Here is a 6657-nt window from a genome sequence, read left to right as displayed (position 1 = left end):
GAGTCGTCCGCGCGGCGAACGGCGGAGGAGCGTCGTCGTGCTGAGCGCGAACGAGGTCGCGTTCGGCCCGCATCTGCGCCAGCCGGTCGTTCAGTGCCGCTGCGGTGACGCCAGCTTCGGTGCGCCGTGTCCGCACGGCGTCGAGGCCGTCCGCGGTCGCCTCGGCAAGTACGCCGTCGAGGCTGGGGGCGTCGTCTTCGCCGATTCGCTGCACAGCGGTGTTCACTGCGTCGAAAGCGGCGACGCCGATGCCTGCGGCACCGTAGAGCGTCGAGTTGCCCGTCCACCATGCGCGCAGCTCGGACGAGTACTGCCCGCGTGCGAATTCGACGGTGGCTTCGGCTTCGGTGACCGCAGCGCGAGCGGCCTCGAGGAGGTCGCGCGTACGTGAAGCGCTCTTGTCGGCCCTGGCGCGTTCGGCCGTGGCCTTCTCGACGGTGCTCAGTGCGTCGCGGACTGCTCGAACGTCGCCGTCGCGTTCCTCGGCGTGGCCGCGCAATGCGGTTCCGAACTGGTCGCTCCGCGCGGATGCGGGCATCGGCGTCCAGACGATGCCGGCGTCCTCGGCCGCGAGCTGCAACTCGTCCTCGGCGCGACTGGCGGTCGCTACGGAGTCGCGTAGGGCAGATTCGGCGCGGGCGGCTTCGCTGGATCGCTGTTCGAGATCGGCCTGGGCCTTCTTGGCGCGCTCGGATTGTTGCGCTGCGGAAAGTTTCAGCTTCGCCGCGGACTCGGCAAGGTCGTCGAGCTGTTGCTTGCCCTCGTACGCACTCGACCGCTGCAACGTTTCACGGTCGGCGAGTGCCTGATCGAGTGCACGTTCGGCATCGTCGAACCGCTTCTCGGCAGCGGACCGCTCCTCGAGGCGGCGCTTTTCGAGTGCTCCTGCAGCGAAGTGCGCCGTGGTCGCATGTGTGACGGCTTCGAGTCTGCGGCCGACCTGTTCCACATCGGCTCGCGCTTGCACTCGCAGGTATTTCGAATACACGCGGACGAAGTTGTCGGCCGCCTGATCTGCCTGCGCCAGTCCCTCGAGCGCGCGTCCGACCTCTTCCATGTCGCTGAACGAGCGCGCAGCCTCGAGCACCAGTTGGTCGTCGAGCGGCCGCAACCCGTCCGTCAGAGCCTGCGACAGACCCTTGGGGTCGAGATTCTTTGCCAGCTGAGGACGTCGCAGCGTCAGGATGAGATTGATGAGCTGGTCGTATCGCTGCGCTCCGAGCCCGAACATTCGGGCATCGATCGCCGCCCGGTAGTCCACGGGCCGGTCGGTAATGGCGTCCGTTCCCAACTGTTCGGCCAACTGCTTCTTGGTCAACGGTCGGTCGTCGGTACCGAGCAGCGAGAAGTCGACTCCGACGCGTCCGTCCGCGACGAAGTACCAGCGGGTGACCTTGTCGTTCTGACGGCTCGCGCGCATGCCGATACCGACCGTCACCGATTCGGGGTCCGAACGCGAGCCGCGACCGAACTCCATCCAGACGTAGGAGTGGGCGCTCTCCTGTCCCCGGTAGAGGAGGTTGGACTTCATCGTCCTTTCCTCGCCCGCGAACGGGTTGAGTCGCCGAGGTTCGATTCGTCCATCGAGGACGAACGGGAAGAGCACCTCGAGTGCCTTGGTTTTCCCGGACCCGTTCGGTCCTCGCAGCACGAGTCGCCCGTCGGCGAACGAAAATTCCTGGTCGCGGTAGTCCCAGAGATTGACGATCCCGGCTCGTGTCGGGCGAAAACGCCTCGCCTGTGCAGTCATTCGATGGCCTCGGTCTCTGTGCTGTCGAAGAGGGAATCGTCGGGTCGGTTGCGCACGCTCACCATCACGTCGCGGTAGCGGGCGATGACGGGCAGGACGATGATTCCGGTCGGCATTCGTTGCACCAGCCGCAAGCGGTGCAGCAGATCGACCGCCCGTGTGCGCAACCCCTCGGGGTCGGCCTGCCACTGCGCCGCGAACGTTCTTCCGAAGCGCTCCACCAGGTCGTGGACGATGCCTGCGAGCCAGCTGTTGTCGACGAACGGGTATGTCTCGGCGCGTGGCCCATTGTCGACGACATCGCCTGTGCGGCGGCCGAACTCGGCCAGATCGCCGAAGATGCCGCCGCCGGGGATGGCCGCGTCGAGACCGTCGACCAGGTCGGTGTCACGGGGGACGGGGTGGCGTGCGAGTGGCGGGGCATCCGGGTCGATCACGCGATCCGAGATCTCGCCCGCCAGGAGCAACGCAACCTGTGCGATCGTCCCGGTACTGGGAAAGCGAATGTCCGACAGCCGCCCCGACGTGTCGATCAAGGCGACACCCTCTGCTCGCCGCTCGGATGCAAGGCCCGTCAACAGCTCGATGTCCGCGGTGGTGCGGACGGCGCTCAGAGCGGTACGGCCGTCCTGATCGAGATCGTCGAAATACACCACCGGACGCTCGATGAGCGCTCGGCGCACCGCCTGAAGAGTCTGTTTGGGGTCGACGGGCTCCCTGTCGACATCCTCGTCGGCGGGTGCGTCGGACCCGGTGAGCAGTCCGGTGACCGACCGGAGATGTTGTACCGCACGGGGCGGTCGGAACAGCGCGACCACGACCGAACGTTCGATGTCGTACAGGGCCTCGCCTGCAGCGGGATTGTTGGCCCACCCGGTGGCGTCCCCGTCCGCGAGCGAGATTGCTCCGCGCGCGGCCAGCCATCCGACGGCGTCGACGAACGCATCTCGGTCCGTGGCTCGGTCGGCTTCGAGTTCAACACCGTCGACCTGCCCGGCCTCCGCTGCGACGTGATCGGCCAACTCGGACAACGTGATCTGATTGCCGGCGCGGCCCAGAGACGAGAGGCACAATGCCAGGTACGCGTAGCGACGTCGGTCGAAGATTCGGTCCGACGCGGTGCGCGCGGGCTGGCTCGAGTCCAGGCCGTCGATGACGGGAAACACTCGTGCGGTCGTTTCGGTGACCTCGAGTCGGTAACCGAACAGCTCGAGAAGGTCTTCGCGCAACTCGGTGGCCCACCGCCGCAACAACGGCAACGCAATCCGGTCGGGGTACGTCGGGGTGATCAGGTGATTCGACAATGCCACGCGGGCGGCCCGCTGATAGGAGTCAAGGGCCAACGAGGGAATCTCACGTGCCCTCACCTGCGCGCAACCTCGGCTACGTCCAGGCGAAGTCGGTCGAGGTGAAGCCGCCCACGCGCCGTCCGAACGACGGTCGAGGTCGCACTGTCGCTGAGCGTCAACTTGACTCCGCTGTCGGATCCGGCTCCGCCCGATGTCCGTCCGCTCACTCGAACCCGCGCGGTCAGCGCAGCGTTGAGCAAGCTCAGCAGCACCTCGGTCTCCTGTTCGTTCAATGTGCGTTCGTAGACTCCGACGTCCGCCAGCGATTGTGCTGCCGCAGACCTAACCCGTTGCGACGCGAGTTGTTGTTCGCGGAGGCGTCGAATTCCGCCGTCGTTGCGCTGCACACGCCCGGGAAGGCCGGGAGAGGGGGTACGACCCGTTTCCGCCAGGGTCCGCGATATCTCTACCGGCGGCGCGTCCCACCACGACTTCGACGTCGGGACGATGTCGGCATCGGGATGGACCATCGACAGGTGCCGCGGCTTGCCGAGCCCGAATGTGGCGTGAAAGAGAGCGTGCGCGCTGTCTTCCGTCGGCGCGGCGGCGAACCATCCCGCGAGATGACGCAGTTGGCTTTCCCTGCTGACCCCGCCCTTGCGCGTCTCGGTGACCCGACGCAGCAGCGACAACACCGCTGCGATCGCGCTCATCGTGCCCTCGCGCAACCGTTCGGACTCGCTGAGCTCGCTTTCCGCGGACACGAACCAGTGCGAGAGCCCCGACCACCTCGCCTGCCAGTCGGCGCGTCGTTCCTCGAAGGAGAGGAAAACCCGCTCGTCGCTGCCCGCGGCCCGGTCGATCAGGTCCGCGATACCTGTCGCTTCGACGACCGCGATGGCCTCGGCCAGTTTCGGTGCGTATCGCGTCAGATCCGAACTGAACTCGCGCATGTGCGTGAGCAGCGCGTCCTTGTGAACGAGAAACGATTCGGGGGTGATCTCCGTGGTACGCACGAGATCACCCAGCACCAGATAGAAGTGCGCGGCGCGGGTCGCCATCTCGGAGAGCGTCGAGTCGAGCCGGCTGAGCTTGCGGTAGATGCGGTCGCCGTCGCGCTGACGGTTTGCCTCCGCCAATTCGTGCATGTCTGCGAGCAACTCGGGCAGCACCAGCCGAGAGAGAGAGGCGTCGTCCAGCCGCGCGCCCAATACTTCCTCCACCGCACGGAACGCCGTGTAGCCCGCCTGACTGAACTGGTACACGAAGTGCCGGTTGCGGTACTCGGCGAGTGTCGCCGCCCGCGAACCGTCGTAGCTGCGCTCCAGCAATTCCCACGAGTGCAGCTGTTCGAGCAGCGGCGCGATGTCCGTGACACCCAGTCGCATGTCTTCCGGAGCGTGCCGAGCCAGAGTGTCTGCCAGGTCGGCCGCATGCAGGAGAACCACGTAGTTGGCGCGCGCGATGTCGAAGGCCCGAAGCACCCACAGGTACTCCGTGCGCTTCTCCGCGACGGTGAAGGCAAACAGTTTCAGGCGGTCTTCCTGCAGAAACGGAGCCGCAGCGCCGAGTCGTGCGTCGTCACCCGATTTGCTCACCGGGACAGGGTAGTCGCCCACCCTGCAGGAGCGGAAACGCGCGTCAGACCTCCACCGTCACCTTTCCGTCGATCACCGCGGCAGGATAGGTGCGAACGGAGCCGATTCCACTGGGACAGGTTCCGTCGTCCAGCGAGAAGGCGAACTGGTGAAGCGGACAGACGACGACTGTGCCGTCGATCTGTCCGTCTGCCAGTGGGCCGCCGAGGTGCGGGCACACCGCGTCGATGGCGCGGACGGATCCGTCGCCGAGTAGAAACACCGCCATTTGCCTACCGTCGACAACGTAGGTGCGCCCTTCACCGGGTGTCAGGTCCTCGAGTGCTCCGACAGGGACGCTCGTCGCCTTCATCGCGCTCATCGGACGGGCACCGCGCTCATCGAACGGGCACCAGGGGGAGCGGTAGCAGCGGCAGCGACGGTGCGAACTGAGCGGGTGATTTCGGCTCGGTCCTGTCCTGCCACGGGTCGACATAACCGTCGACGGAGGTCTGCAATCGTTCCTCGAGCCCGGCCACGATGCCGTCGGCATCGTCGAGGAGCGTCCGCTGGAGGGTGTCGACGCCGAGTCGTGGCACCCAGGCATACGTCCGCTCGAGCCAGTTCGCGGTCTCCCGGTAATACTGCACGAACACTCCCGCCGTTCTGATGACTTCGTCGGCACCGACCACCGTCGCGAACAAATCGCCCTTGCGGATGTGCGCGCCTGCGGCTCCGCCGACGTAGATCTCCCACTTGTCGTCGCCGATGGACACGACGCCCAGGTCCTTGCACAGCGCTTCGGAACAGTTTCGCGGGCAGCCGGCAACGGCAAGTTTGAGCTTCGCGGGTGTTTCCAAGCCCTGGAGACGTTCCTCGAGCGCGATACCCAGTGCGGTCGAGTCGCCGAGGCCGAACCGGCAGAAATCGCTACCCACGCACGTTTTCACCGTGCGCATGCTCTTGCCGTATGCGAACCCGGACGGCATGTCCAGATCCCCCCAGACCTTGGGCAGATCTTCCTTCTTGATGCCCAGCAGATCTATGCGCTGACCGCCGGTCACCTTCACCAGGGGCACCCGATACTTGTCGGCCACGTCGGCGATGCGGCGCAGTTGATCAGGTGTCGTCACGCCGCCCTTCATCTGGGGAACGACCGAGAACGTCCCGTCGCGCTGGATGTTGGCGTGGACCCGGTCGTTGATGAAAAGCGCGCCGCGCTCGTCCACCCAGTCCGGGCCCCACACCATCCGCAGCAGCGACGCCAGCGGCATCTTCGACCCCGCATCCTCCCGGCCGTCCGTGGCAAGTTCGGCGAACACCTGCGACACCGACCGCAGACCTCGCTGCCTGACCTCGTCGAGCAGCGCGGCCTTCGACAACGGGATGCTCGGCACGTACCAGTCGGCGCTCGGATCGGATTCCACAGCGCCTCCCGCCGCGCAGGCCAGCACGTCGGCGACCAGTCCCTTACACGAACCACAGCCCTTACCGGCCCGGGTCGCCGCCGTCACCTCGCCCATCGATCTCGCGCCGGCGTGGACGCAGGCGACGATCGCACCCTTGGTGACACCGTTGCAGTTGCAGACCTGGACGTCGTCGGCGAGTTCCGCCGCACCGATGGCGGCGGAGGGCGTCCCCATGTCGAACAGCATGCTGATGCGCTCTTCCGGCAGCGGCACCTTCTCGTCGAACGCCTGAGTCAGAAAGTTCGCCCTACCGATGTCACCGAGCAACGTCGCGCCGATCAGCTTGCCGTCGCGCACCACGACGGATTTGTACGTGCCGCTGCGTGGCTCGTAGAACTGCACGAACTCGTCGTCGTCGCGCTCCGGGCCCTTCACGCCCATTGCCGCGACGTCGACGCCCGCCACTTTGAGCTTCGTCGTCAGACGCGAACCATGATATGCCGCAGCGGGATTGGACCCGGAGAGATGCTCGGCGAGGACTACTGCCTGTTCCCACAGCGGTGCCACCAATCCGTACACCTCGCCGCGATGCTGGCAACACTCACCGACCGCGTATATCGACCCTTCGTCCT

4 protein-coding genes and 1 pseudogene are annotated in these 6657 nt (G+C 66.2%); all 5 read right to left on the bottom strand.

Features of this window, described 5'->3' with window-relative positions; translation table 11 throughout:
• Window positions 1-1750 (bottom strand): annotated as a pseudogene (locus WBQ44_RS20300) (TIGR02680 family protein); the annotation flags it as partial.
• Window positions 1747-3117, bottom strand: coding sequence for a DUF2398 family protein (locus WBQ44_RS20295; protein ID WP_495568465.1), 1371 nt, complete (start codon window positions 3115-3117; stop codon window positions 1747-1749). The pseudogene WBQ44_RS20300 and the gene WBQ44_RS20295, both read right to left, overlap by 4 nt.
• Window positions 3114-4574 (bottom strand): TIGR02677 family protein, encoded by a 1461-nt coding sequence (locus WBQ44_RS20290; RefSeq protein WP_495568466.1) that lies wholly within the window; start codon window positions 4572-4574, stop codon window positions 3114-3116. Before WBQ44_RS20290 ends, WBQ44_RS20295 begins: the two co-directional genes overlap by 4 nt.
• A 106-nt stretch (window positions 4575-4680) precedes the next feature.
• Entirely contained in the window at window positions 4681-4998 is a 318-nt protein-coding gene (locus WBQ44_RS20285) for a Rieske (2Fe-2S) protein (protein ID WP_495568464.1), read from the bottom strand.
• Between the two features lie 16 nt (window positions 4999-5014).
• A partial coding sequence (locus tag WBQ44_RS20280; protein ID WP_495568463.1) for a ferredoxin-like domain-containing protein occupies window positions 5015-6657 on the bottom strand: 1643 nt, incomplete at its 5' end.

Source organism: Rhodococcus sp. (in: high G+C Gram-positive bacteria), from assembly GCF_049591685.1.
Lineage (GTDB): Bacteria > Actinomycetota > Actinomycetes > Mycobacteriales > Mycobacteriaceae > Rhodococcoides.
The sequence above is the reverse complement of the archived record's forward strand: the minus strand, read 5'-3'. Positions and strand labels throughout refer to the sequence as shown.

Excerpts from the sequence above, each read along its gene's own strand:
- WBQ44_RS20285 (WP_495568464.1), bottom strand. The coding sequence starts at position 4,998 with ATGAGCGCGATGAAGGCGACGAGCGTCCCTGTCGGAGCACTCGAGGAC.